Origin of the sequence: Hymenobacter terrenus (genome assembly GCF_000972495.1) — a bacterium.
GTDB lineage: Bacteria > Bacteroidota > Bacteroidia > Cytophagales > Hymenobacteraceae > Hymenobacter > Hymenobacter terrenus.
In genome coordinates this window covers 1-22,909 of sequence record NZ_LATM01000043.1, presented here as the reverse complement: position 1 = coordinate 22,909, position 22,909 = coordinate 1, and the positions used below count along the sequence as shown (strand labels likewise).

Annotated in this window: 18 protein-coding genes and 1 pseudogene; 9 read left to right on the top strand and 10 right to left on the bottom strand. The window is 57.1% G+C overall.

Features of this window, described 5'->3' with window-relative positions:
• Window positions 1–254 precede the first annotated feature (254 nt).
• The 5 genes from WX88_RS24725 (at window position 255) to WX88_RS24705 (ending at window position 5,709) form a co-directional block, all read left to right on the top strand.
• Window positions 255–2,324 carry a BatA domain-containing protein gene (locus WX88_RS24725; protein ID WP_046247111.1) on the top strand — a complete coding sequence of 690 codons (2,070 nt, stop codon included), beginning with the start codon at window positions 255–257 and terminating at the stop codon, window positions 2,322–2,324.
• A 78-nt stretch (window positions 2,325–2,402) separates the two neighbouring features.
• Window positions 2,403–2,960: a DUF4199 family protein gene (locus WX88_RS24720; RefSeq protein WP_082116293.1), complete on the top strand. Its 558-nt coding sequence runs from the start codon at window positions 2,403–2,405 to the stop codon at window positions 2,958–2,960.
• A 72-nt stretch (window positions 2,961–3,032) separates the two neighbouring features.
• Complete coding sequence (locus WX88_RS24715) at window positions 3,033–3,521, top strand: DUF4199 domain-containing protein (protein WP_197076934.1); 489 nt, start codon at window positions 3,033–3,035, stop codon at window positions 3,519–3,521.
• A complete protein-coding gene (locus WX88_RS24710; protein WP_046247108.1) occupies window positions 3,514–4,491 on the top strand; it encodes a glycosyltransferase family 2 protein in 978 nt (325 codons plus the stop codon). The genes WX88_RS24715 and WX88_RS24710 overlap by 8 nt, the downstream gene beginning before the upstream one ends.
• Before the next feature lie 84 nt (window positions 4,492–4,575).
• Window positions 4,576–5,709: a glycosyltransferase gene (locus WX88_RS24705; protein ID WP_197076933.1), complete on the top strand. Its 1,134-nt coding sequence runs from the start codon at window positions 4,576–4,578 to the stop codon at window positions 5,707–5,709.
• Window positions 5,710–5,745: 36 nt separating this feature from the next.
• On the opposite strand, the gene WX88_RS24700 is transcribed toward WX88_RS24705, so the two are convergent.
• From WX88_RS24700 to purB, 3 genes are all read right to left on the bottom strand, one after another.
• Window positions 5,746–6,849 carry a glycosyltransferase family 9 protein gene (locus WX88_RS24700; RefSeq protein ID WP_046247115.1) on the bottom strand — a complete coding sequence of 368 codons (1,104 nt, stop codon included), beginning with the start codon at window positions 6,847–6,849 and terminating at the stop codon, window positions 5,746–5,748.
• Between the two features lie 315 nt (window positions 6,850–7,164).
• Entirely contained in the window at window positions 7,165–7,869 is a 705-nt protein-coding gene (locus tag WX88_RS24695; protein WP_046247106.1) for a hypothetical protein, read from the bottom strand.
• A gap of 716 nt (window positions 7,870–8,585) precedes the next feature.
• Window positions 8,586–9,926 carry an adenylosuccinate lyase gene (gene purB / locus WX88_RS24690; protein ID WP_046247105.1) on the bottom strand — a complete coding sequence of 447 codons (1,341 nt, stop codon included), beginning with the start codon at window positions 9,924–9,926 and terminating at the stop codon, window positions 8,586–8,588.
• Window positions 9,927–10,131: 205 nt separating this feature from the next.
• On the opposite strand from purB, the gene WX88_RS24685 reads away from it, so the two are divergent.
• On the top strand, window positions 10,132–12,255 hold the full coding sequence (locus WX88_RS24685; RefSeq protein WP_052733076.1) for a biosynthetic peptidoglycan transglycosylase: 2,124 nt from the start codon (window positions 10,132–10,134) through the stop codon (window positions 12,253–12,255).
• 189 nt (window positions 12,256–12,444) lie between these two features.
• On the opposite strand, the gene WX88_RS24680 is transcribed toward WX88_RS24685, so the two are convergent.
• From WX88_RS24680 to hemG, 3 genes are all read right to left on the bottom strand, one after another.
• On the bottom strand, window positions 12,445–13,365 hold the full coding sequence (locus tag WX88_RS24680) for a TerC family protein (RefSeq protein ID WP_046247104.1): 921 nt from the start codon (window positions 13,363–13,365) through the stop codon (window positions 12,445–12,447).
• Between the two features lie 114 nt (window positions 13,366–13,479).
• On the bottom strand, window positions 13,480–14,220 hold the full coding sequence (locus tag WX88_RS24675; RefSeq protein ID WP_046247103.1) for a polyprenol monophosphomannose synthase: 741 nt from the start codon (window positions 14,218–14,220) through the stop codon (window positions 13,480–13,482).
• A 123-nt stretch (window positions 14,221–14,343) separates the two neighbouring features.
• Window positions 14,344–15,669, bottom strand: coding sequence for a protoporphyrinogen oxidase (gene hemG, locus WX88_RS24670; protein WP_046247102.1), 1,326 nt, complete (start codon window positions 15,667–15,669; stop codon window positions 14,344–14,346).
• A gap of 50 nt (window positions 15,670–15,719) precedes the next feature.
• Between hemG and WX88_RS24665 the strand changes: the two genes are divergently transcribed.
• Window positions 15,720–16,256: a D-glycero-alpha-D-manno-heptose-1,7-bisphosphate 7-phosphatase gene (locus WX88_RS24665; protein ID WP_046247101.1), complete on the top strand. Its 537-nt coding sequence runs from the start codon at window positions 15,720–15,722 to the stop codon at window positions 16,254–16,256.
• 246 nt (window positions 16,257–16,502) lie between these two features.
• Here WX88_RS24665 and WX88_RS30520 read toward each other — a convergent pair whose 3' ends face one another.
• Entirely contained in the window at window positions 16,503–16,658 is a 156-nt protein-coding gene (locus WX88_RS30520) for a hypothetical protein (protein ID WP_156176416.1), read from the bottom strand.
• A 93-nt stretch (window positions 16,659–16,751) separates the two neighbouring features.
• Window positions 16,752–18,149: a type III PLP-dependent enzyme domain-containing protein gene (locus WX88_RS24660; protein WP_046247113.1), complete on the bottom strand. Its 1,398-nt coding sequence runs from the start codon at window positions 18,147–18,149 to the stop codon at window positions 16,752–16,754.
• A gap of 333 nt (window positions 18,150–18,482) precedes the next feature.
• Between WX88_RS24660 and WX88_RS24655 the strand changes: the two genes are divergently transcribed.
• Window positions 18,483–19,457 (top strand): arginase, encoded by a 975-nt coding sequence (locus tag WX88_RS24655; RefSeq protein WP_046247100.1) that lies wholly within the window; start codon window positions 18,483–18,485, stop codon window positions 19,455–19,457.
• Between the two features lie 4 nt (window positions 19,458–19,461).
• On the opposite strand, the gene WX88_RS24650 is transcribed toward WX88_RS24655, so the two are convergent.
• The gene (locus WX88_RS24650) at window positions 19,462–20,616 is read right to left on the bottom strand and encodes an acyltransferase family protein (RefSeq protein WP_072053105.1); all 1,155 of its coding nucleotides are present in this window, start codon (window positions 20,614–20,616) and stop codon (window positions 19,462–19,464) included.
• Window positions 20,617–20,832: 216 nt separating this feature from the next.
• Between WX88_RS24650 and WX88_RS31050 the strand changes: the two are divergent.
• Window positions 20,833–21,015: pseudogene (locus WX88_RS31050) on the top strand (arginase family protein); the annotation flags it as partial.
• Window positions 21,016–21,235: 220 nt separating this feature from the next.
• Here the strand turns inward: WX88_RS31050 and WX88_RS24640 are convergent.
• On the bottom strand, window positions 21,236–22,438 hold the full coding sequence (locus WX88_RS24640; RefSeq protein ID WP_082116292.1) for an alpha/beta hydrolase family protein: 1,203 nt from the start codon (window positions 22,436–22,438) through the stop codon (window positions 21,236–21,238).
• Window positions 22,439–22,909: the final 471 nt, after the last annotated feature.

The window sequence follows — 22,909 nt, the reverse complement described above, 5'->3', positions numbered from 1 at the left end:
AACTGCCCCTGCCGCTTTCACCAGCCGCAGGGGCAGTTTGCGTTTTACTCAGTACTGAAACGAACTCTTTTTTACGCAACATTTTATGATTTTCATACGTGGACAATTTGTTAAACAGCTGTTGTTCAAATTGATAAACATTCTTGTTTGCTATACTGTGAACTTTAAAGTACTAACGCAACTAATTTGGCCATCTTTGCTCTTTGAATATATTGCCCTATGTCGAACGGTTTTAGCTTAGTAAAATTTAGAGTATGCAGTTAATGTATCCGTGGTTTCTGCTGGGGTTTCTGACAATTATTATTCCTGTTGTTATTCACTTACTCCAGTTGCGTCGGCCACAGCGACTATTATTTACCAATACAGCTTTTATAAGAGAGGTTGAGTTGGTGACGGTGCGACAGCGCCAGTTACAACATTTGTTGATACTGTTAGCAAGGGTTTTAGGAGTGAGTGCTTTGGTGCTTGCCTTTTGCCAGCCATTTATTTCTGCTGAAGAGAGTCAACGGGGGGCGAGCTTAGCTGGTACGGATATCTTGGTGGATAATTCGTTTAGTATGCAGCGGTCTGGGGTGACGCAGAGTTCTCTTTTTAGTGAAGCTGTGGCGGAGGCGCGAAGTTTAGGACAGTTAGCGAGGTCTGGTGAGAGGTTGAGGTTAGTTAACAATCGTAGTGCAGCCACAACTCGGGCTGGTTTTCAGAATAAACTAGATGAGTTGAAGCTGGCTGCCCAGACCTCACTTTTTAAAATAGACCAAGGTATTGGTACATCAGCACCCGAGAATGGGTTGCTATACATGTTTTCTGATTTTCAGAAAAATGCGTTCAACACTCAGATATTGGATGGATTGGGGCGGCGGGAAGTGGTTCTGGTACCGCTGGTGGGGAAGCAAACAGGTAACGTGTATGTAGATAGTGTATGGATAGATGATGCCTTCATTCGGACACGTGTGAATGTGGGATTACACGTGCGCTTGCAGAATGGAGGAAATTTGACTGCTAGGGATTGCCCGGTGAAAGTGTTTTTGAGTGGTAAGCAGGTAGCAGCATTCCGACTGACAGTAGAGCCAGGGCGAGCGGTCACTTCGGTAGTGCAAGTGCAGGTAAGTAATGAGGCTCTCGCGCTGGGTCGGGTTGTGACGGAAGATGTGCCAATCGCTTTTGACAATACCTACTACTTTACTCTACAGCCAGCCGCAGCCATCCGAATTGTGGAAATTGGGCCGGAGCCAATGGTTCAGGAGCTCTATAGAAATGAGCCGCTGTTTAGCTACTCGTTCGCGAAGCCTCAAAACGTAAATTTCGGTACCGTGCGGCAGGCAAATTTGGTGTTGGTGCGAGAGGTTGGCCAGTTGGATGCTGGTTTGCGGGATGAGTTGCGGGCCGTGGTGAAACGTGGAGGTAGTGTCGTGATAGTGCCTTCGGTGCTGACTGCTGGACGTAGCTCATATCAGCAGCTTTTTAAGGACTTGGGATTGGGGACTGTGCAATGGGAGAACCAAGCGGCTACGCCGGAGCTACGGGAGGTAGCGATGCCAAATGCGCAGGAACCCTTTTTTCGGGATGTGTTTGGCGCCCGGCAGCGGACGGTGACGATGCCGCGTGTGGCGCCAGTGCTGCGGTGGGCGCGGACGGGAACTGATATTCTGCGATTACGTGATGGTGAGAGCTATTTGGCCAATTTCACGAGTGGGTCAGGCCGCGTTTATGTGTTTTCGGCACCTTTTGCTAAGGAATATTCTGACTTTGTCGCCCACGCGCTGTTCGTGCCGGTAATGTATCGTATGGCCATGATGAGCTACCGCAATGAGCAATTACCGGCTTACCGGCTGACGCAGGGAACAGTAGCGTTGCAGTTGCCAACTGGAGTAAACCCGGCCATGGATGGGAGTAACCAAGCAGATGAAGCGCAATTTCGCTTCGTGAAGGATAGTTTGACATTGATTCCGGCACAGCGTGTGGTGGGGCAGGAGGTGCGGTTGGATCTGCCAGTGAGCATGGATGCACCAGGCTTTTACCAAGTGCAGCGGCGGGGGAAAGTGCTGACGACTTTGGCCTTCAATCAAAATAAGCGTGAGTCGGAGTTGGCAGCGTATTCCGCGGATGAACTGCGGCAGCTGGTTGGTACTAATCGGCCCAATATCCGGGTGCTAGATAATGGGGTTGGTGGCGTTGGTCTGGCCAAGTTTAAGGCCGAGCAAACGGGGCAGCCATTATGGCGTTACTTTTTAGTGCTCGCATTGGGGTTTTTGTTGATAGAGGCTCTTTTGGTGCGGTTTAGCAGGCAGAAGGCGGGAGCTAATAAGGCTATTGTTGCTGCGTAGGGAGTTACTATAAGAACAAATTTGCCTGTTTGGAGCGAATATGGAGCGTAACTTGCCGCTTACATTGATACATTGTTTATGGCTGTTTCTTCTATCTCTCCAAATACCCCCGAAACAGATAATTACTGGGCGCCGGTAATACGGCTGGCGCTACGCTTCGGCGGGGGAGTTGGAGTGGTATGTGGGCTGTGGATGGTGGGGCTGCAAATGACTGGGAGCAATGGCTTTGGCCCAAAGCAGATAATGGCCCAACTATTGGTGCCGTTGGCCGCGTTAGCAAGCGAATGGCTATTACGACGCCAAGTGCATCCCCTAAAGCCTGGGCTGGTCCGCTCGCTGGGGGTGGGAGTATTAACGGCGTTGTTAGCGGCGCTGATTTCGGTAGCTAGTCTGATAGGCTTAGCATATGGAGCAGGCGAGCAGGCCCTGGCCCGTCACCGCGCCGAAGTGCTGGAAATAGTCCGTGTTCAGCAGCGCGAGAATTCCAAAGTGAAGCTTAGCGCTCGGGAGGCGGAACAGCAAATTCGCAACGTGCAAAGCCTCACAGTTGGTGATATGACCACGGGCAATTTCACTCAGGTACTGCTGCTAGGCTTAGTACTGGCCTTGCCGGGCGGAATATTTCTGCGTGAATAATTCGATTTATCTTTCGGCGCACTTCACGTAATAACAATGGAAACAAACGCTGCTCCCGTATCAACCACATCAGTGGGATTTCGCTATGGCCTGTTGACGGGCTTGATTAGTATTCTTGTCTCCTTCGGACTGTATGCCACGAGCATGGACCAAAGCCCATTGCGGTTTGTCGGTTCGCTAGTGTTGGTCGGGGGTATCGTGCTGGCCATGCGGTATTTTAAGGAGAGTAATCAGGGCTTTATGAGCTTTGGGGAGGGCGTGGGTATCGGTGCTATTATTTCTGCCGTGGTGGGCGCGCTGAGCGCTATTTTTTCCTATGTGTATATGAATTTCATCGACCCCGATGTGGTGGTACGGCTAATGGACAAAGCACGTGCTGATATGGAGGCCAAAGGTGGCCTGTCAGATGAGCAGATTGACCAGAGCATGGCCATGGCGGGCAAGTTTATAGATGGACCCTTTATGATGGTCATCGTGGTGCTGTTAACTCTTTTCATGGGCGTAGTGCTGGCGTTAGTCGCATCGGCATTTCTTAAGCATTCAAAACCCGAGTTTGAATAAATCATCCGCTGCTTTTCCGGTGGAAATATCCATCGTTATTCCTCTGCTGAACGAAGCAGAATCCTTACCCGAGCTTACGCGTTGGATTGCGCGGGTGCTACAAGCGCGTGGGCTGACTTATGAGGTGATTCTAATCGACGACGGCTCGACGGACGATTCCTGGGGCGTGATTGAGGCGCTGGCTACGGAGGATGCCGCCCTGCGCGGCATCCGCTTCAATCGCAATTATGGCAAGTCGGCGGCCCTGAACGTGGGCTTTGAGGCGGCGCGGGGTCGGGTGGTGTGCACTATGGACGCGGACTTGCAGGACTCGCCCGAGGAATTGCCCGAGCTGTATCGCATGATTACAGAGGATAAGTTTGACCTCGTGAGTGGCTGGAAGCAGAAGCGGTTCGACCCGTTGTCGAAAACTATTCCCACCAAGCTATTCAATGGCGCGACGCGGTGGATTTCGGGCATTCAGCTGCACGATTTCAATTGCGGATTAAAATCCTACGACCAGCGCGTGGTGAAGAGCATTGAGGTGTACGGCGAAATGCACCGCTACATTCCGGTTATTGCCAAATGGAATGGCTTTCGGAAAATTGGGGAGAAGGTGGTGCAGCACCAGGAGCGTAAATACGGCGTGACCAAATTTGGGCTGGAGCGGTTTATTTACGGGTTTCTGGATTTGGCCAGCATCACGTTCGTAAGCCGGTTTCGGCGGCGGCCGATGCACTTTTTTGGTACGCTGGGCACGCTGTCGTTCTTCATTGGAATGGTGCTGACACTCTGGCTGACGGGCGAGAAAGTCTGGCTGTCATTGCACAACCTGCGAGCACGCGATGTCACGAGCCAACCTTTATTCTTTCTGGCTTTGGTGGCGGTGATTGTGGGCGTGCAGCTATTTTTGGCCGGCTTTCTGGCGGAAATGGTGCAGCTAAATGGTCCGCGCCGCAATGATTATCTGGTGCGGGAAACGCTTAATTAATTTCATTAAACATTTATCGATTACCGTGTAGCAGCTGCTCAGATTCGAAGCGTGTTACGTGATAAATGTTAATTGGTAAATGAAATGAAGGTTGTGATAATTGGACCGGCGTATCCCCTGCGGGGTGGGCTGGCTACGTATAATGAGCGCCTGGCGCGGGCTTTTCAGGAAGGCGGAGACGAGGCGCGCATTGTGACATTTTCGCTGCAATACCCTGATTTTCTGTTCCCCGGTCAGACGCAGTTTAGCACCGAGGCGGGGCCGACGGATTTGGCGATTGAAGTGAGCTTGAATTCGGTTAATCCACTTTCCTGGCTCCGGGTGGGGCGGAAAATGCGCGCCGAGCGGCCGGACATGGTGGTGTTTCGGTTCTGGCTGCCATTTATGGGGCCGGCTTTGGGGACGGTGGCGCGGCTGGTGCGCGGCAATGGTCACACGCGGGTGGTGGCCATTACCGACAACGTCATTCCGCACGAAAAGCGGCCGGGTGATAAGCTTTTGACACGCTACTTCTTGAGTGCCTGCGATGGATTCGTAACCATGAGCCGCCATGTATTGGCAGATTTGCAGCAGTTGGGGTTCGGGCAGAAGCCGGCGCAATACCGGCCGCATCCACTGTATGATAATTTCGGGCCGATAAAGCCCAAGGCCGATGCGCTGGCCGCATTGGGTCTGCCGAACACGGCGGGTTATTTATTATTCTTCGGTTTTATCCGGGCGTACAAGGGCTTGGATATTATGCTGGAAGCATTTGCCGATAAGCGCGTAGCGACGCTGCCAATTAAATTAATTATTGCCGGCGAGTTTTACGAAGATTCCGCGCCTTATGAGGAGTTGATTCGGCGGCATCAATTAGAAGACCGGATAATCAGGGCCACCGATTTTATTCCCAATGAAAAGGTCGTCGATTATTTCTGTGCTTCGGATTTGATTGTGCAACCATACAAAAATGCTACGCAAAGCGGGGTGTCGCAAATAGCCTATCACTTCGAGCGGCCCATGCTGGTGACGGACGTAGGCGGCCTCGCCGAGCTGATTCCGGCTGGCGTGGTGGGTTACGTGGTGCCGCCTACTCCGGCGGCCATTGCCGACGCCATATTTGATTTTTACGCGCAGCAGCGGGGGGAGGCTTTCGCGGCTGGGGTGCGCGAGCAGAAGAAGCTATTCTCGTGGCCGGTGATGGTGGCGGCGCTGAAACAGGTGGCAGGAGGGAGTTAGGAATTACATACCGACAAAGCTGTAGCAATTCGCACTTTATACTACCGGTACGCTTTCGCGTACGGCCTGCCATACCTTCTCCGCTGGTAAGTCTTCCATGCAGCTGGTGCCTAGCTTGCAGGTGCCCCGGTAGAAGCAGATGCAGTCCTTGTTGGGCTGCACGATTTGGCCCCGGCCGTAGAGGTCAAATTCGTGGGGGTTGAAGATATTGTTCATTAAGATGGTAGGCTTGCGCAGGGCGATGCTGATGTGCATGCCCATCGTGACCTGGGTCACGATGCCGTCCATCTGATGCATGAGATTGATGAACTGGGGGAGGGGGAAGGTACCCAGGTAGGCAGCGCCGGTGGCGGCGTGCAGCACGCGGTTGCGGGCGTCTTCGGCCTCGCCGCCGAGCAGTACGGGTGTGTAGCCGGCCGATTGCAGGCCCTGGATGAGGGTTATCCACTTCTCGTCGCTCCAGAGGCGGGTGGTCCAACGGTCGCCGCAGCCGGTGTTGAGGCCGATGCGTGGCGTGGCGGTGGGGAGCTGGCTCCAGTCGTAGCCTTTGTCGTCGTGGGTGTCGAACACGTATTCTTCGCCTCGGAAATCGAAGCCGCACAGCTCGAATATTTCCTGCACGTAGGGTTTGGTGTTGGCTTGGCTGACCTGGTCGAAGACGCCGGTGAGGAACTTGTGTTCGGCCAGCTTATTCACGGGCCAAGCCACGCCGTCGAAGGGGCGCAGGGCGTAGCCAAATTTCTCCTTAGCCTCGATGTTGTTGAGCAGGGCGCAGGCTTCCTTTTCCTTGTCGAGGTTGATGACCACGTCGAACTGCCGGGCCTGGAGCTGCAACGCGCTGGCAAAGTCAAACTTCAGAATCTCCTCAATCTCGCCCTGGGGCAGAATGGCGGGCGTGAGCGTGAGCCAGGTGATGGCGCACCCCGGTCGCTCTTGGCGCAGTCGCCGCAGCAGTGGTGTGGTCCGAATAACATCGCCGATGGCCCCGAGCTTGATGATGAGCACCCGCTGGGTTACGGGCGAATACACCGGGCAGCCGGCGCAAACATAACCCTCGGTTTTGTTGGGGCGGCAGGGGAGGTCGCCGCGGAAGTGGCGGCAGTCGGAGTGAACAACAACGTTGTCGCGGAGGTGGGGCACGGGAGCTGGGAAGCGGATGAAGCGGTAAAAATACGGGACAATAAAGTTTACAAGCAAAAAGCGGCCGCTGCACCAGAGGCTGCCGCGCATAAGGCCGCCGCAGCCCAGGACATTGAATCAAGTCAAATGCCCGGTCGTATTCCAGGTCGTTGGAATCTGGTTGGTGATGCTGATAGGTAAGGCGCCCACTACTATTATTAATGAAGTGGGTAAATTGCAACGGCCACTTCCTCCGAGAGGAAGTGGCCGTTGGGATGTAATCTACAACGTGGAGGCATCCCTGCCAGAGCTGTTGCCCGCATTATTCAAAAGGTTTTATGCGTTCGGCGGCTCGTTGGGGGTGGTGCTGCTGCCGTCCTCGCTGGCGGGGTTGCGCACGAACAGCTGGGCGCGCTGCTGGTCTTTCTCCACAAAATGGTCGTAGCCCCGGGCGCAGTAGTTGCTGCATAGTGTATTGAGGGCATTGTAGGCCAGCACGCGGGTGCGGGTGGCGGTGGTGCGGGCCGTTTCGGCGGCGTGCATCTTGCTTTCCCATTCAAACAGCGCCGTGTAGAGGGGGGCCAGGGCCGTGAGGCGGGCTTCGGAAAAGCCCTCTGCTACGGCTTTGGGGTCGTTCACGAAGGCCGCGCCCACGGTGGGCACCGTGAGCAGAGTTTGCAGTACCTGGGGCACAGTTTTGCGGCTGATGTTGCCCACAGCCAGGCTGCGGTATTCGGGCGAACGGTCGCCGTAGGCTCGGTCGATGGGGTTGGCTGCATGTCGCAGGCCCGTGCGTGCCGCCTCCAGGGCTACGTCGCGCTTCCCGGTGTTCGTACCGATGGCGTAGAGCATATTTTCATCAGTAGGCAGGGCTTGGAAGGCCTTAATCTGCTGCTGAAAAGCGGTGAGCATGGCCTGCGTCAGCCCCTCAGCGGCCAGGGCGGGGAGGTTGGCGAGGAGGGCGTCGTGCTTTTCAGTGCATTCGGCGGCGAGGTCGGCATCGGAGAAGCTACCGTTGCGTTGGGGCTCCGGGTCTTTCATGACAGGGGCAAAGGGGTGGGAAGATAGTAGCCCGCAGGGGGCACCCACAGCCGAACCCTAATGACCGGCGGGACCTACGACATCAGGAAGATAGCAAAATAATCTGAACCGTTGCAAGCCGTTAATTTCAGGCCCGTCGCCGCGGCATGGGCGTCGCCGGCCGGGCATCATTTACCCCCTGCCGTTTGTCCGGCGCTGCCTGCCGCCAGCCGGTTGAAGCCTGCCGATAGTCGTCTGAAGTATTCCGACAATCGGTTGAAGACTACCGATACTCGTCTGAAGCCTGCCGATGGTCGTCTGAAGCCTTCCGATGGTCGTTTGAAGGCTGCCGATGGTCGTTTGAAGGCTGCCGATGGTCGTCTGAAGTGATTTTATCGAGCGTCGGTAGTCTTTTTCCGGCTTTCGGCGGGCGTATGCTCAATCTCAGCCATCTGTTTGCCGGGGGCGGCCCCATTCGCCCCGCATTATCTACCCCAAGTTGCGGAGTAGGGTACGTGAGCCCCGGAGGGGCGTCCCGTCGGTAGTTCGGTAGTAGGGAGTTGGAAAGGGTAACCAAAGCCCCAGCGGGGCGACCCTCCTGGACTGGTTGGGTCGTCCCGCTGGGGCTTCTTCATTCGGCAATGCGGATGGTTCTACCGATGGGACGCCCCTCCGGGGCTACTTCGCAACTTGGGGTAGCTATCCCAAGGGGAGGAACCGAAAGCGCCCCTACCGCCTCAAGCGCCCACGTAGCTGTGCGGTGTGATGGCGCGCAGCTCGGCTTTCACCTCCTCGCTCACGTCGAGCCCATTGATAAAGTCGCCGATGCTGGCCGCCGAAATGGCCTCGCCGGTGCGCGTGAGGGCTTTGAGGGCGTTGTAGGGGTCGGGGTAGGCTTCTCTTCGGAGAATGGTTTGAATGCCTTCGGCCACCACGGCCCAGTTGGCTTCGAGGTCTTTGTGCAGGGCCGTTTCATCCAGCGCCAGCTTGCCCAGGCCGCGCTGCAGGGCGCCAAGAGCGATGAGGATATGGCCCAGCGGCACGCCCAGGTTGCGGAGCACCGTCGAGTCGGTCAGGTCGCGCTGCAGGCGGGAGACGGGGAGCTTGGCGGCGAAGTGTTCGAGCAGGGCATTGGCCACGCCCAGGTTGCCCTCGGCGTTCTCAAAGTCGATGGGGTTCACCTTGTGCGGCATGGCCGAGGAGCCCACCTCCCCGGCCTTGATGGTCTGCTTGAAGTAGCCGAGCGAAATGTACTGCCACACGTCGCGGGCCAGGTCGAGCAGAATGGTATTGAGGCGCTTGAGGCCGTCGCAATGGGCCGCGAGGTGGTCGTAGTGCTCAATCTGGGTGGTGGGGAAGGAGCGGGCCAGGCCCAGCCGGTCGTTCACGAAGGTGGTGGCGAAGGCGTGCCAGTCCACCTGCGGGTAGGCCACGAAGTGGGCGTTGAAGTTGCCGGTGGCCCCGCCAAACTTGGCGCCGAATGGCACCTGGGCCAGCTGCGCCACCTGGGCATCGAGCCGGGCTACGAACACTCCAATTTCCTTACCCAGCCGGGTGGGCGACGCCGGCTGGCCGTGGGTGCGGGCCAGCATGGGCACCGCGGCCCACTCCAGGGTGCGGGTGGCCAGGGCGTTGTGCACCTGGGCGTAGGCGGGCAGTAGCTCACCCATCAGCGCATCCCGAAAACTCAGGGGAATGGCCGTGTTGTTGATGTCCTGCGACGTGAGGCCGAAGTGAATAAACTCTACGAAGCGGCCCAGGCCGAGCGTCGTGAACCGGTCGCGGAGGAAATATTCCACCGCCTTCACGTCGTGGTTGGTCACCGCCTCGTGAGCTTTAACGGCCTTAGCGTCGGCTTCCGTAAAACTCTCGTAGATGTCGCGCAGGGCCAGAAACAGCTCCGTCGGCACGCCTTGCAGCTGGGGCAGCGGCAGCTCGGCCAGGGCAATAAAGTATTCAACTTCTACCAAAACGCGGTAGCGAATCAGGGCCATTTCGGAGAAGCGCGCGGCCAGCGAAGCCGTGGCGCGGGCGTAGCGCCCATCGAGGGGCGAGAGGGCAGTGAGGGAACTAGGCATGGGGCAAAAGTACGGGCCATACGCAGCGCGCCGCATTGCCAGCGGGGTTTTTGGGGCCCGATGGACCACGAAAACGTCCCTCCATTAGCCCATATTGCCCGCCTAACCTGCACCGTACTCCCAACTCAACACGGTAAAGTGCTGCTTCACGCTACCGTTCTTCTTACCTTTGACGTTGGCTAACTAGCCCACTCTACAGATTTCCGTGCGTATTTCACCTTCCACCAAACGACTTCTCATTGGCATTCTGGGCGGCTTGAGCTTGCTGCTACTGGTCGCTTTCGCCGTTTTTCAGTGGAAGCGCCAGCAGCTCCTGACTTATGCGCTCGGCGAAGTAAAGGCCAAGATTGAGCGCAAATACCCGGTGATTCTCACGCTGGGTCCAGCAAGGTTCGCGGGCTTTAAAACCGTGGAAATTGCTGGCATGAGCCTCGTGCCCCGCGCCACGCCCACCGACACCCTGCTCATCGCCAGGCGCCTGCAGGCTGGTCTTAGTGTCCGGTCGCTATTCGCGGGCCGACCGGTGTTCAGCGACCTCGAAATCATGACGGCCCGCCTCACGGCCCGCAAAACCGCCACCTCCGACAACTACGGCTTCCTGGTAAAGAAGTCCAAAACCAGTACCGCGCCCCGCGACACCACCAAGGGCACCAACTACGGCCTGTTGCTGAATCAGCTGCTCGAAACCAGCTTCGACAACGTACCTGGCGAGGCATTTTTCAGAGACTTTCTGGTTAGCTACGTGAGCCCGCGGCACACCGCATTGCTGCGCCTGCCCGAGCTTAAAATAGAAGACGGCGACATCAAGGGCCGCCTCACGGCCAACATCGATTCGGTGACCAACGAGCTGGGCATCAGCGGGCACATCGAGCCGGGCGACTATGCCCTCACGGCGCGGGTGTTTGGGGTGGGCAGCTCGGTACAGCTGCCCTACGTGCCGCGCCGGTTTGGGGCCCTGGTCAGCTTCGATACCGTGCTGGTACGCCTCGACAGCAAGGATTTTGAGGAGGATGACACCGGCGGCAAGCTGACCATGCGCGGTTCGGTGGCCGCCCGCAATTTTAGCCTCTACCACCCCAAGCTGGCTGGCGATGAAATCGAAGTGAAGCGCGGCTCGCTGGACTTTATAACCACTTTGGGCCGCGGCACCGTCGCCCTGGAAAAGGGCAGCCAGGTCACGGTCAACAAGCTGGTACTCTTCCCCGAAATCAACGTGCGGATGAAGCCCAACTGGGCCGTGAGCATCAACGTAGCATCGGCTGAAACCCCCGCCAACGACTTTTTCGCCTCCCTGCCCACCGGCATCTTCGACGAAGTGCTGGGCACCCGCGGCACCGGCACGCTCACCTACCGCATGAGCGCCAGCCTCGATATGGCCAATGTCGACAGCCTTAAGTTTGATTCGGGCCTAAAAGGCAAGGATTTTCGAATCACCAGCTTTGGCGAGGAGAACCTGAACAAGCTGAATACCGCCTTCCGCTACACCGCCTACAACGACAAAGGCGACTCGGTGCGCAGCTTCACCGTCGGGCCGCCCAATCCCGACTTCGTGCCCTACAACGAGGTGTCGCCCTACCTCATTCATTCCATCACCACGGCCGAAGACCCGCGCTTTTTCACCCACAAAGGCTTCATGGAAAAGGCCTTTGTGAAGTCGGCCATTCAGAACATCAAGGAGCACCGCTTCGCCCGGGGCGGCAGCACGCTCTCGATGCAGCTGGTGAAAAACGTATTCCTGACCCGCCAGAAAACCGTAGCCCGCAAGGCTGAGGAAGCCCTCATCGTGTGGCTGCTGGAAAACACGCACCTGGTCAGCAAGCAGCGCATGTTCGAAGTTTACCTCAATATCATTGAGTGGGGCCCGAGCAAGTACCGCTGGCCCAGCGGCAAGCGGGGCGTATACGGCGTAAAAGATGCCGCCCTGTTCTACTACGGCAAGCGCCCCAACGAGCTGAACCTGGCCGAAAGCCTTTACCTGGCCAGCATCATTCCCAAGCCTAAATACGCCCGCTACTCTTTCGATGCCTACGGCGACCTGCGCCGCAGCACCCGCTACTTCTTCCGCCTGATTGCCGAAATCATGGCCACCCGCGGCCTCATCACCTCCAACGACCGCGAAAACCTGCCCTACTCCCTAAGTCTCAATGGTCCGGCCCGCCAATACATGCATTTCTCTGCCCGGCCCGACACCACGCGTACGACTTCAGCCGCCGATTCCAGTCAGTTTGAGCCCCTCAACCTGATTGATCTGCTCAACACCGGCGCCGCCCCCGATGCCGGCGTGAATGCTGGCGCCCCCGAAGTAGACCCGGCTAAGGTGCCAAAGTAGCACCCGCAGGATGGAAGCGACTTGTCCCTGAATTAGGATCTGTAGACAATAATGACTATTCAAAATAGTTCTGGAATGTCATGCTGAGCTTGTCGAAGCATCTCTCCCGCTTCGTTTGAGCCGCATAAACGAAGCGGGAGAGATGCTTCGACAAGCTCAGCATGACGTTTTGCTATCATTGGTGCCGCCTTACGCTTCCCGCTTCGGCCACACCACTGAGGCTAGCACGCTCAGCGCCAGCAGGCCGCCCACCACGCCTAGTGCCACCGGCATGGGAATGGGCAGGATATTTTCGAGTAGAATCTTGGTGCCGATGAACACCAGAATCAGCGAGAGGCCGTAGTGCAGGTAATGAAACAGGCGCATCATGCTGGCCAGGGCGAAGTACATGGCCCGCAGCCCGAGCAGGGCAAACACGTTGGAGGTGAACACCACAAACGTGTCGCGCGTGATGGCCAGGATGGCCGGGATAGAGTCGGCCGCAAACACTACATCGGTGGTTTCCACCATCACCAGCACCACGAAAAGCGGAGTAGCGAAGCGCAGGCCGTCCTTTTTGATAAAGAACTTGCCGCCTTCCATTTGCCGCGTAATGGGTAGGTGCCGGCTCAGAAAACGCACCACAGGATTGTTTTCGGGGTCAATTTCGGGCTCGTCGCCGCTAAAGCCCATCCGAATGCCGGTGTATACCAGGAAGGCGCCGAGCAGGTAGACCAGAAAATGAAACTTCGCCAGTAGTACCCCGCCCACCAGAATAAATACGGCCCGTAGAATCAGCGCCCCCAGCACGCCCCAGAACAGGATGCGGTGCTGGTACTGCGCAGGTACTTTAAAATAGCTGAAGATGAGCAGAAACACAAAGAGGTTGTCGACGCTCAAGGCCTTCTCTACCAAATACCCCGTGAGCCATTGCAGCCCGGCCTGATGGCCCATGGTGCGATACACCACCACGTTGAACCCCAGCGAAAGAGCTACCCAAAAGGCGCTCCAGCCCAAGGCTTCACGCAGCTTTATTTCGTGAGCCTTGCGGTTGAAAACCAATAAATCGAGCAGTAGCAGCCCGATAACAAAAGCACTAAAGCCAAACCAAAACAGGGGGGAGTTTTCCATGCGTTGGAGCAAGATAGTGTAGGGCGCAGCCTTTGCTTCGCCTCATTGAACGACACGCGCGATGAGCAACGTTCCGAGCGACGCACTCACAACGTCGCAAAGACTGCGTTCCATTTACTTAGCTACCGGTTTGAGGGGATGCATCCAGCTGCTGAATTTCATTTGCAGCACGCCGAAAAAGGCCTCTTCCACAATGCCTTTCGACATTTTGGACGTGCCGCGAGTCCGGTCGGTGAAGATGATGGGCACTTCCTTAATGCGAAAACCCAGCTGGTAGGCCAGCCACTTCATCTCAATCTGAAAGGCGTAGCCCACGAAGCGAATATTGGGCAAGTCGATGGCGCGCAGCACCCGCGCCGTATAGCACTTGAACCCCGCCGTGGCATCGCAGATGGGCATGCCCGTAACCACCCGCACGTACCACGAAGCGAAATACGAGAGCAGTACCCGCGACATGGGCCAGTTCACCACGTTCACACCCTGAACGTAGCGCGAGCCAATGGCCATGTCGAACCCTTCGACGGCGCAGGCGTCGTGCAGGCGCAGCAGGTCCTCGGGGTTGTGCGAGAAGTCGGCGTCCATCTCGAATACATACTCATAGCCGTGCGCCAGTCCCCAGCGAAAGCCATAAATGTAGGCCGTGCCCAGCCCTTGCTTGCCGCTACGCTCCTCCAGAAACAAGCGGTTCGGAAACTCAGCTTGCAGCCCCCGCACAATGGCCGCCGTGCCATCGGGCGAGCCGTCGTCGATAATCAGAACATCAAAGTCCCTCGGCAACGACATCACCTTTCGGATAATTAGCTCCGCGTTTTCGTGTTCGTTGTACGTTGGGATTAGGACGAGGCCTGCGCTCATGGGGTCAAAGATAGGGTTTCGTGGCACGAAGCTGCATGGCCGAGCAGCCCCTTAGCCCCTAACAGGCCATTAAATTAGAAGGTGGTGTTGCGGTAACGGCGGCGTGCCACCGGGAAGTAATTACTACCTAGCCGCTAAGGCACCGGCTACGTGCCGGGCATGACGTACGCAATCGGGCACGCCCACACCGGCCCGCCAGTTGGCCACGGCCACGATATTATCCGTTTCGAGCGCGGCCGCGGCGGCATGGGCCGCCACAATCTGCTCATCGAACTGCGGAATGCTGCGAGGCCAGAAGTAGCGCCCCTGCCAGCAGGGTGTCCCCGTGATGCCGTAAAAGCGGGCCAGCTCGGCGTGGACGGCGGCTTTCTGCGTGTCTTCGGCTTCCAGGGCGGCCTCCACGTACTGCGCCCCGCCCACAAACGTGGTAAAGAGCACCTGCCCCGCTGGCACCCGCTGCGGATAGATGCTGCTGGTCCAGATAGAACCGGCTGCGTAGGTGCCCTCCACCTTCGGATGCAGCGCCCCGAGGCCGTTGAGCGGATGGGCCACGGCGGCCCGGTCGTAGGCGGAGTACACGGCGCTCATGGGTGGGTAATGCACGGCCGCCAATGCCACTGCCGCATCCGGGAAAAGTGGCGACAAGAGCGGTGCTGCAGCGTAGGTTGGTAGCGCCAGGGCGAGGTGCGTGTAGCCCGATGTGGCCGCTGCGGTAGCAAGCTGCAATTGATAGGTGCCATCGGCGGCGCGAGCCAGGCTCGTCACTTTCGTATTGGAATGATAGTGCGTTAGCTTGGCGGCGAGGGTATCGGTAATGGTTTGCACTCCATTTTTGAGGGTGAAAATGCGGCGGCGCGGTGCGCCCTTGCCGGTTTTGGCCAGCCCGCGCAGCACGGAGCCGTGTTGCTGCTCTAGCGCCGCTAGCTGCGAGAAGGTTTTGTGGAGCAGCAGCTTTTCGGGGTCGCCAGCGTAGATGCCCGCCATGAAGGGGTTGACGGCATAATCCACGATTTCGGACCCGAAACGCCGGCGAAAAAAGTGGGCTACGGTTTCAGTGGTATCAATTGGGGCGGCGGGCTTGCGCAGTTCGCGCAGCAAATACCATTTTGCTTTCAGGCTGAAAAAGCCGTTGGTGAGCAGGGTAGGAGGCGAGCTGGGTAGCTGCCGATAGCGCCCCTCGCGCAGCACGTAGCGGTGCTGGCTCACGGCGGCGGTATCCTCAATCTGGTCGCTCAGGCCGAGGTCGGCCAGTAACTCTTCCAGCTCAGTGCTCAATTGCAGGGAGTTGGGACCGGTTTCGAGCAGGTAGCCTTCTGGGGTGGGCCAGCTGTGCAGGTTGCCGCCGGGCCGGGCGTCGGCCTCAAACAGGTCGTAGGCCACGCCGGCCTTTTGCAGGTACCAGGCCAGGGTGAGGCCGCTGATGCCGCCGCCAATGATGGCAATTTTCATAAAGTCGTTGCGCGAAGGTTAGTGCAAAGTTCGCCCGTAGCTTTGCCGCAATGACAACAAAAAACAAAGCCTTATTTCTCGACCGCGACGGCGTATTAAACAACGAAATTGGCGACTACGTGTGGAAACTAGATGAATTCATCGTCAGCCCCGGCGTGCCCGAAAGCCTCGCCCGCCTCAAAGCCGCTGGCTACTACCTCGTCGTGGTCACCAATCAGGCCGGTATCGCCAAAAAGCTCTACACCGCCGCCGAGGTGCGCGCCTGCCACGCCAAGCTGCAAGCCGCTTGCGACAATGCCCTCGACGCCCTCTATTTCAGCGAGGCGCACCCCAGCGTGAGCGAATCTATTCTGCGCAAGCCCGATTCGGGCATGTTCGAGAAAGCTGTGGCCCGCTTCAACCTCGACCCGGCCCAGTGCTGGATAGTGGGCGACCGGTACCGCGACATGGAGGCCGGGGCCAAAATCGGGGTGCGCGGCATCATGGTGGGTGAAACGGAAGTGGTGGAATTCACACCCCGTGTGGCCGATTTGCGGGCTGCAACGGAGGTTATTTTGAGTACTTATAGTGGCCAATCATACCTATAGCGTATTGCCCAAGCGGTCATGCTGAGCGGAGCCGAAGCATCCCGCGTGCAGCGGTACTCAAGATGATTGTAACGAAGCGAGCGAGACGCTTCGGCTTCGCTCAGCATGACCGCCTTCTTGATGCGGATACTTTTGTGTAGGTGCTTCAGATTACAGTAAAAAGCTACTCTATTACAGGGCTGGTATAAAGAAAAAAGGCCGGCTTCCCTATCGGAGGCCGGCCTTTTCAATGCAAACTAAGTAAAACTACTGGCGCTCTACCTTCTGAGCTGTGCTGGCCGTAATCGGCGAGGAAATACGGTTGGCTTCCTTGGTGCTGCTGTAGGCGGGGCACTTCTGGCGGTTGCAAGCGCCCAGCGAGAGGGCCGCGAAGCCGGCGGCGAGTAATACGAACTTTTTCATAATTATAAAAAACGGGTGAGGTATGACGGGCTGAGCTTCAAAGATAAGCACGCAACGCTATGTTTGGCGAAAAATCCTGACGCAGAAATTGGATTATTGGTATCCGAGAATCTGCATCATGCTAGCCGCTTCTTGCTGAGGCGCAAAAACCGAATCGGTGAGAGTGCCATCGGCCGCGCGGTCGAGGATGACGTGCTGGGGCGCGGGAATGAGGCAGTGTTTGATGCCGCCGTAACCACTCAGGCTTTCCTGGTAGGCGCCGGTGTGAAAGAAGCCGACGTAGAGCGGCTGCGCATCGGCGGGCTTGCGCTCGGGTAGGAACACCTGGTAAATGTGCTTCTCGGCGTTGTAGTAGTCCTGCGAGTCGCAGGTAAGGCCACCGAGCTGGAGCTTCTTGTAACTCTTGTTCCACCCATTGACAGCCAGCATGATAAAGCGCTGGTTCAGGGCCCAGGTGTCGGGCAGGTTAGTGATGAACGAGCCGTCAATCATGTACCATAGCTCCTTATCGTTTTGCAGCTTTTCATCCAGAATAGAGTAGATGATGGCGCCGCTTTCGCCCACCGTGAAGATGCCGAACTCGGTGAAAATATTGGGCTCGGGCACACCTTCCTCTTTGCAGATACGCTGGATGGTGCGCAGGATTTCGGCCACCATGTAGGGGTAGTCGTACTCGGGCTGGATGCTGGTTTGGATGGGGAAGCCGCCGCCGATGTCGATGGTGGTGAGGGTGGGGCACACCTTACGCAACTCACAATACTTGTGCACGAAGCGGCTCAGCTCCGACCAGTAATAGGACGTGTCCTTGATGCCGGTATTGATGAAGTAGTGTAGCATGGTGAGCGTGAAGCGCGGGTCGTCCTTGATGCGCTGCTCGTAGAGCGGGATGACGTCGGCGTAGCGTACGCCCAGCCGCGAGGTGTAGAACTGGAAGCGCGGCTCCTCGTCGGAAGCCAGACGCATGCCCAGGTTCACGTTTTCGCGCACGTGGTCGTGGTAGTACTCGATTTCGTTGGGTGCATCGATGATGGGCATGCAGTTCACGAACCCGTCGTTAATCAGGTCGGCAATTTCCTTCTTGTAGGCTTCAGGCTTGAAGCCGTTGCAGATGATGTGCTTCTGCTTGTCGACCTTGCCTTGGGCGTGCAGGTTGCGGATAATGCTGATGTCGAACCACGACGAGGTTTCGAGGTGGATATCATTTTTCAGGGCTTCTTCGAGCACGAAGCGGAAGTGCGACGACTTGGTGCAGTAAGCGTAGGAATACGAGCCCTGGTAGTTGGTTTGCTCGATGGCATCGGCAAACCATTTCTTGGCCCGTTGAATCTGGGAGCTGATTTTGGGTAGGTAGGTGAGGCGAAGCGGGGTGCCATACTTGGCGACAAGGCCCATCAGGTCAATGTCGTGAAAGCGCAGCTCGTGGTCCTGCACGGTAAAGTCGGCCGTGGGAAAATCGAACGTTTGGGAGATGAGGTCGTGATAAGTATCCATTCGGTTTTTGAATGCGGCGAGAAAAGCCGACCTTTGCAGCCGGCGGATCAAAAGTACCGCCGGGGCGGAGATATACAGGTCCGGAACAGTCTGCTGCTCCATCTGCTCCCCTCGCATCGTGACGATGGAAGTTAGCGACTTGGCTACGGTAGGGGGCAACCCGCCGCAAGGCAGCGCTCGAAGGGTTCTTATTTAACAGTTATCAATTAATTGTTATCAGTCGTGCAAGTGGCGCCTCGGTGCCCATCTGAACAGCTGTTAACTATCAACGGATAGGTGTTGACTAAGAAGCTTTGGAACGATGCCCCATTTTGCTACCCAAACTCCCACCCGATGAAACGCATCAAATTACTGGAAGTCCGCTCCGAGCTTGGGGCCGGTACGCGTGGCGCCAGCATGGGCATCGACGCCCTGCGCGTGGCTTGCCTCAACAAAGGCTGTGACTATTTCCGCCGATTCAACTCCGTAGTGGTGCCCGACTTGAACCACGTGCTGTTCGAGAAAAACCACTTCCCCTTCGCCAAGCACATCGACTCCATCTACACGGTGCAGAAAAGCATTGCCAGCGCCGTCGAGCAAACCCTGCGCTTCGGGGAGTTTCCGCTGGTGCTGGCCGGCGACCACTCCAATGCCAACGCCACCATTGCCGGCATCAAGGCGGCTTATCCGCAGAAAACGCTGGGGGTGGTGTGGATTGATGCCCACGCCGACATTCACTCGCCCTACACCACGCCCAGCGGCAACGTGCACGGCATGCCCTTGGCCGCCGCCCTGGGCCAGGACAACCGGGCCCAGCAGCGCAACGTGCCCGACCCGGAAACCGAGTTTTTCTGGCAGCGGCTCCAGAACCTGGGCGAGCCCGGCCCCAAGCTCACGGCCGACCACTTGGTGTACGTGGTGGTGCGCGACACCGAGGAGCAGGAAAATGCCATCATCGACCAACTCCGCATCAAGAACTTTAAGCTGCCCGAGTTCCGCGCTAAGGGCCCGCGGCAGGTGGCCCGGGAAATCTACGAGCAGCTGCGCTTCTGCGACCTGGTCTATATCTCCTTTGATGTGGACTCGCTGGATTCGCGCTTCAGCAAAGGCACGGGTACGCCGGTGGAGCTGGGCCTGGACGTGCCCGAAGCCATTGCCCTGTGCCGGGCCCTGCTGGAGAACGACCGGGTGGTGTGCTTCGAGATGGTGGAAATCAACCCCACGCTCGACAGCGAGAATACGATGGCCAAGAATGCCTTCAACATTCTGGAGGCCGCCACCGAGGCCATTGAGCGGCGCCTAAGGCTCGATGAGGTAGTCAGTAGGTAGAGGGTTACCGGCTGCGCAGGCGCTTGTGAAGAGGTTCCTCTATGTACTTGAAGAGCAGTATGGAAACGAATACATGAAAAACCAAGCGCGCCAGCCAATTATCTGTGAAATAGCTTATGAAGAAAGTATCGAGCACTCCAATATGAATCAGATAAAACACGTAAGAGCTTTTGCCTAGTAAATCAAAAGTCCTGGTTTCTAGTAGTTTTCGTAGCCCGGTATGTTCACTGATTAACCCCCGAAATAGCAACGCAATTGGCAACGGAAGCAGCAGGCTCGACACGAAAAAGTGCCATAAATAACTGATGGTCGGGTAAAGAGAAAGTGCGACTAGCACTACCATTCCGAAAAGCACGCCTAACCCACCGAGTAGCGTAGCATAACCGTTGATGCGAGAGTTTTGCTGGTATACCCAATAAGAAAGGCCAACACCAACGATGAATTCCGTACATCGACCAAAAAAGGTAGATGAAAGCATAAAATCCTGAGTTTTGAAAAGGCCCAGATGCGGAAATATCTTATGGCTAAGCGGTATTAAAACCAAGCCCATCGTGATGAACACAACGGGATAGAGATAAAGCAGCCGACGGCTGTAGGACAGACCTATAAGTAGAAAAGGAGCTGATAGATAAAAGGATTCTTCGACGGTAAGTGACCAAGCAGTGGGCACACCGATGGTCATTAAGTCTTGGAAAAAAGCTCGAGTGAGTGTCAGGTTGGCTATTATCGAGACAGCCTTACTTAGGAAGCTTGGAAAAAACTCCCGCCACTCATAAAATGCTTGCGTAGGCCGCAGCATCATAACGCCAAAGGTTAGGGCCGTGAGTAGAAAATAAATCGGATAAATGCGAGCGAAGCGGTTCTGCAGATAGCGACGAAACCACGCACCAGTTAGTGTTAGGCTATCCTTGTAGCGGGTTGCAATCAAAAAGCCGCTGAGCACGAAAAAGATGTTTACCCCAACGTGAGCTTCCTGTCCCAGCCGATATGCCCATTTGGTCAGAAAAGGCAGGTGGTCGGTTGGTTTCAGCATAATTGCATGAAACAAAAAGACCATCAAAGCCGCTAAGGCTCTTATACCGGTCAGCGCTGGGAAATAATTGCTTGCTTTCGCAACGGGAGCGGACGTACTCGCAATAGCGGGCTTCAATTGTGGCATTTAGGAAAACCTTCAATTAGAGGTTTAGTAGATATGAGTATGATAATCCGTGGTAGAATTAGGAGTATAATAACCTCACTTAGTTCGGCTACAAAGTTACTGAGCAGTAAGGCAAGAAAATGTGTTAAACCAGGTATTATGCTTTTTTATTAGCTTGTTACGGTGGTAGATCGACTTAGCGTGGGCTCACGAATGCACGGGCCGTACTCTCCCCGTACTGGGTCCGGCATCAAGGCGGCATATCCGCAGAAAACGCTGGGGGTGGTGTGGATTGATGCCCACGCCGACATTCACTCGCCCTACACCACGCCCAGCAGCAACGTGCACGGCATGCCCTTGGCCGCCGCCCTGGGCCAAGACAACCGGGCCCAGCAGCGCAACGTGCCTGACCCGGAAACCGAGTCGATGAGGTAGTGAGCAGGTAGGGGAAGGAAAAACCGAGAGCCGCCTTCCGTTTGGTGTAGCGTAGCACGGACTCTATGGTTCATATCCCCAGCGGACCCCAGAATTAATTGCCCGAACGGCGCGTGGACGCGAACTACAAAGTTCGCGCTACTGCGTCGTCTGGCTCCCCTCTCTTTTGGAGAGGGGCGGGGGTGAGGTCCCCCGCCAGCGGCTATCAAAACTGGCTGATGAACGCATACGCGCCCAGCGTATAGGCTGCGGCGGCCGAAAAGTGATTGCCGCCCGGGATGGGGTGCAGCTCTACTTGGGTGGCGCCGCGCTGCTGCATAGCGTCATAGGCATCTTGGGAGTTGAAGAAGGGCACGTAGTCGTCGGCGGTGCCGTGGAAGAGGGCCAGCGGGGCGCGGGGCTTCCAATCGTAGATGTCGTTGTCGGCTAGTGCGGCGGAGAGGGGGGCGTCGGAGTTATTCAGCACGGCTTGGCGGAAGGCCGGGGCAAAAAGCTGGCTCTGCTGGCTGGGCACGGTGGCGAAGGGGTCGGCTTGCAGTTGCGTGGCGTAGGGCTCCTGGTAGTAGAAGGTGAAGGGCCGGTTCAGGCCGTAGATGCGGTCGTAGGTGCGCAGTACCCACACGTAGGAGCTCAGGAAGTTGAGGGGCTGCGTGGCGCCGAGAATATAGCGGGCAAACGCCGTTTTGTGGTAAGCGCCCGCACCGGGGGCGCTGGCCGTAACGGGCAGGGTGGTAGCGTATTTATCTTCCAGTAGCTTATGCAGCGCCAGAGTCGCGTAGCCGCCCTCGGAATAGCCGAGCAGGAAGTTCTTCTGATTGACCGCCAGCTTTTGCTGCTCACAAAATTCCCGCGTGGCCCGTAGCATATCGGCCGAGGCGGAGGCCAGCGACGCCGCGTGCTCATACGGATGCGGCAGCGCCTTGGAGGCACCGTAGCCCAGGTAGTCGGGCGCCGACACTACGAAGCCCGTGGAGGCCAGCACCGACACGACCGACCATACGTCGCTGCCGGTAGCATAGTAGGAAGGGGCCTGCCGCTCGCTGCTGGGCTCCAGCGTGCCGTGCTGGTAGCTGAGCACCGGCAACGGCCCGGCGCCCACCGGCATCAGCACCGCGCCCGACGCCGTGGTTTCGGTACCCTCGGGGGTGCGGGTGTGGTAAGTGAGGCGGTATACCCGGATGGGATAGCGCAGCAGTGAGCCCGCGAGCGGCACCTCCTGCACGCGGCCGGCCAGCGTAGCCGTGCTATACTCGCCGATGAGCGTGCTACCGGTGAGGACCGTAGTGGCGGGCGCAGATGCGGCGGCGGGCTCGGCCACGGTCGATTTGCAGGCGGGGGTGGCCAGCAGCCCCGTGAACAGGACTAGGCAATACAGATTAGAAAGAAGGGGAGACCGGAATAATGACACGTCGGAAAGGAGTTTAATGAATAGAAGCACGCCGGTAACGCCGGGAGCAGTGCAGGCGTTCCGGGGGAGGCGCCTGGTAGTACCACCAACCAAGCTGGTTACTGAAGCTGTTTAAGAAGTCTTTAACAGCCGTTAGAATGTTGTGTAGGTGGTCAGGTAGCACGTCAGATAGGTAGCATGACGTTCTACCTGCACGATGTTCTACCTATCTGACGTGCTACCTGACCACCTGCTTGCTACTGACGATTTCCTAAGCCGCTTGATTCATGTCCCGTGTCCCGGCAAAAAAGAAGGGACCAGGCGCTCAGCCTAGTCCCTTATTCATAATAGTAATAACAATTGCCTCAGGCGCAAAGCCCCGGAGAGGGAAGCCCGCCGATGGCGGCGCTTGCTAAGCGGGTAGCTCAGCCTTGCGGGCCGCAACCCGCGCGAGCAGGGCGTCGGCGCGAGTCACGCGGCCTTCGGCCGTGT

Bases quoted from the DNA above. Each gene is read 5' to 3' on its own strand.
- WX88_RS24725 (WP_046247111.1), top strand. From the start codon at position 255: ATGCAGTTAATGTATCCGTGGTTTCTGCTGGGGTTTCTGACAATTATT.
- WX88_RS24720 (WP_082116293.1), top strand. From the start codon at position 2,403: ATGGCTGTTTCTTCTATCTCTCCAAATACCCCCGAAACAGATAATTAC.
- WX88_RS24705 (WP_197076933.1), top strand. From the start codon at position 4,576: ATGAAGGTTGTGATAATTGGACCGGCGTATCCCCTGCGGGGTGGGCTG.
- WX88_RS24695 (WP_046247106.1), bottom strand. From the start codon at position 7,869: ATGAAAGACCCGGAGCCCCAACGCAACGGTAGCTTCTCCGATGCCGAC.
- purB (WP_046247105.1), bottom strand. From the start codon at position 9,926: ATGCCTAGTTCCCTCACTGCCCTCTCGCCCCTCGATGGGCGCTACGCC.
- WX88_RS24680 (WP_046247104.1), bottom strand. From the start codon at position 13,365: ATGGAAAACTCCCCCCTGTTTTGGTTTGGCTTTAGTGCTTTTGTTATC.
- WX88_RS24675 (WP_046247103.1), bottom strand. From the start codon at position 14,220: ATGAGCGCAGGCCTCGTCCTAATCCCAACGTACAACGAACACGAAAAC.
- hemG (WP_046247102.1), bottom strand. From the start codon at position 15,669: ATGAAAATTGCCATCATTGGCGGCGGCATCAGCGGCCTCACCCTGGCC.
- WX88_RS24665 (WP_046247101.1), top strand. From the start codon at position 15,720: ATGACAACAAAAAACAAAGCCTTATTTCTCGACCGCGACGGCGTATTA.
- WX88_RS30520 (WP_156176416.1), bottom strand. From the start codon at position 16,658: ATGAAAAAGTTCGTATTACTCGCCGCCGGCTTCGCGGCCCTCTCGCTG.
- WX88_RS24660 (WP_046247113.1), bottom strand. From the start codon at position 18,149: ATGGATACTTATCACGACCTCATCTCCCAAACGTTCGATTTTCCCACG.
- WX88_RS24655 (WP_046247100.1), top strand. From the start codon at position 18,483: ATGAAACGCATCAAATTACTGGAAGTCCGCTCCGAGCTTGGGGCCGGT.
- WX88_RS24650 (WP_072053105.1), bottom strand. From the start codon at position 20,616: ATGCCACAATTGAAGCCCGCTATTGCGAGTACGTCCGCTCCCGTTGCG.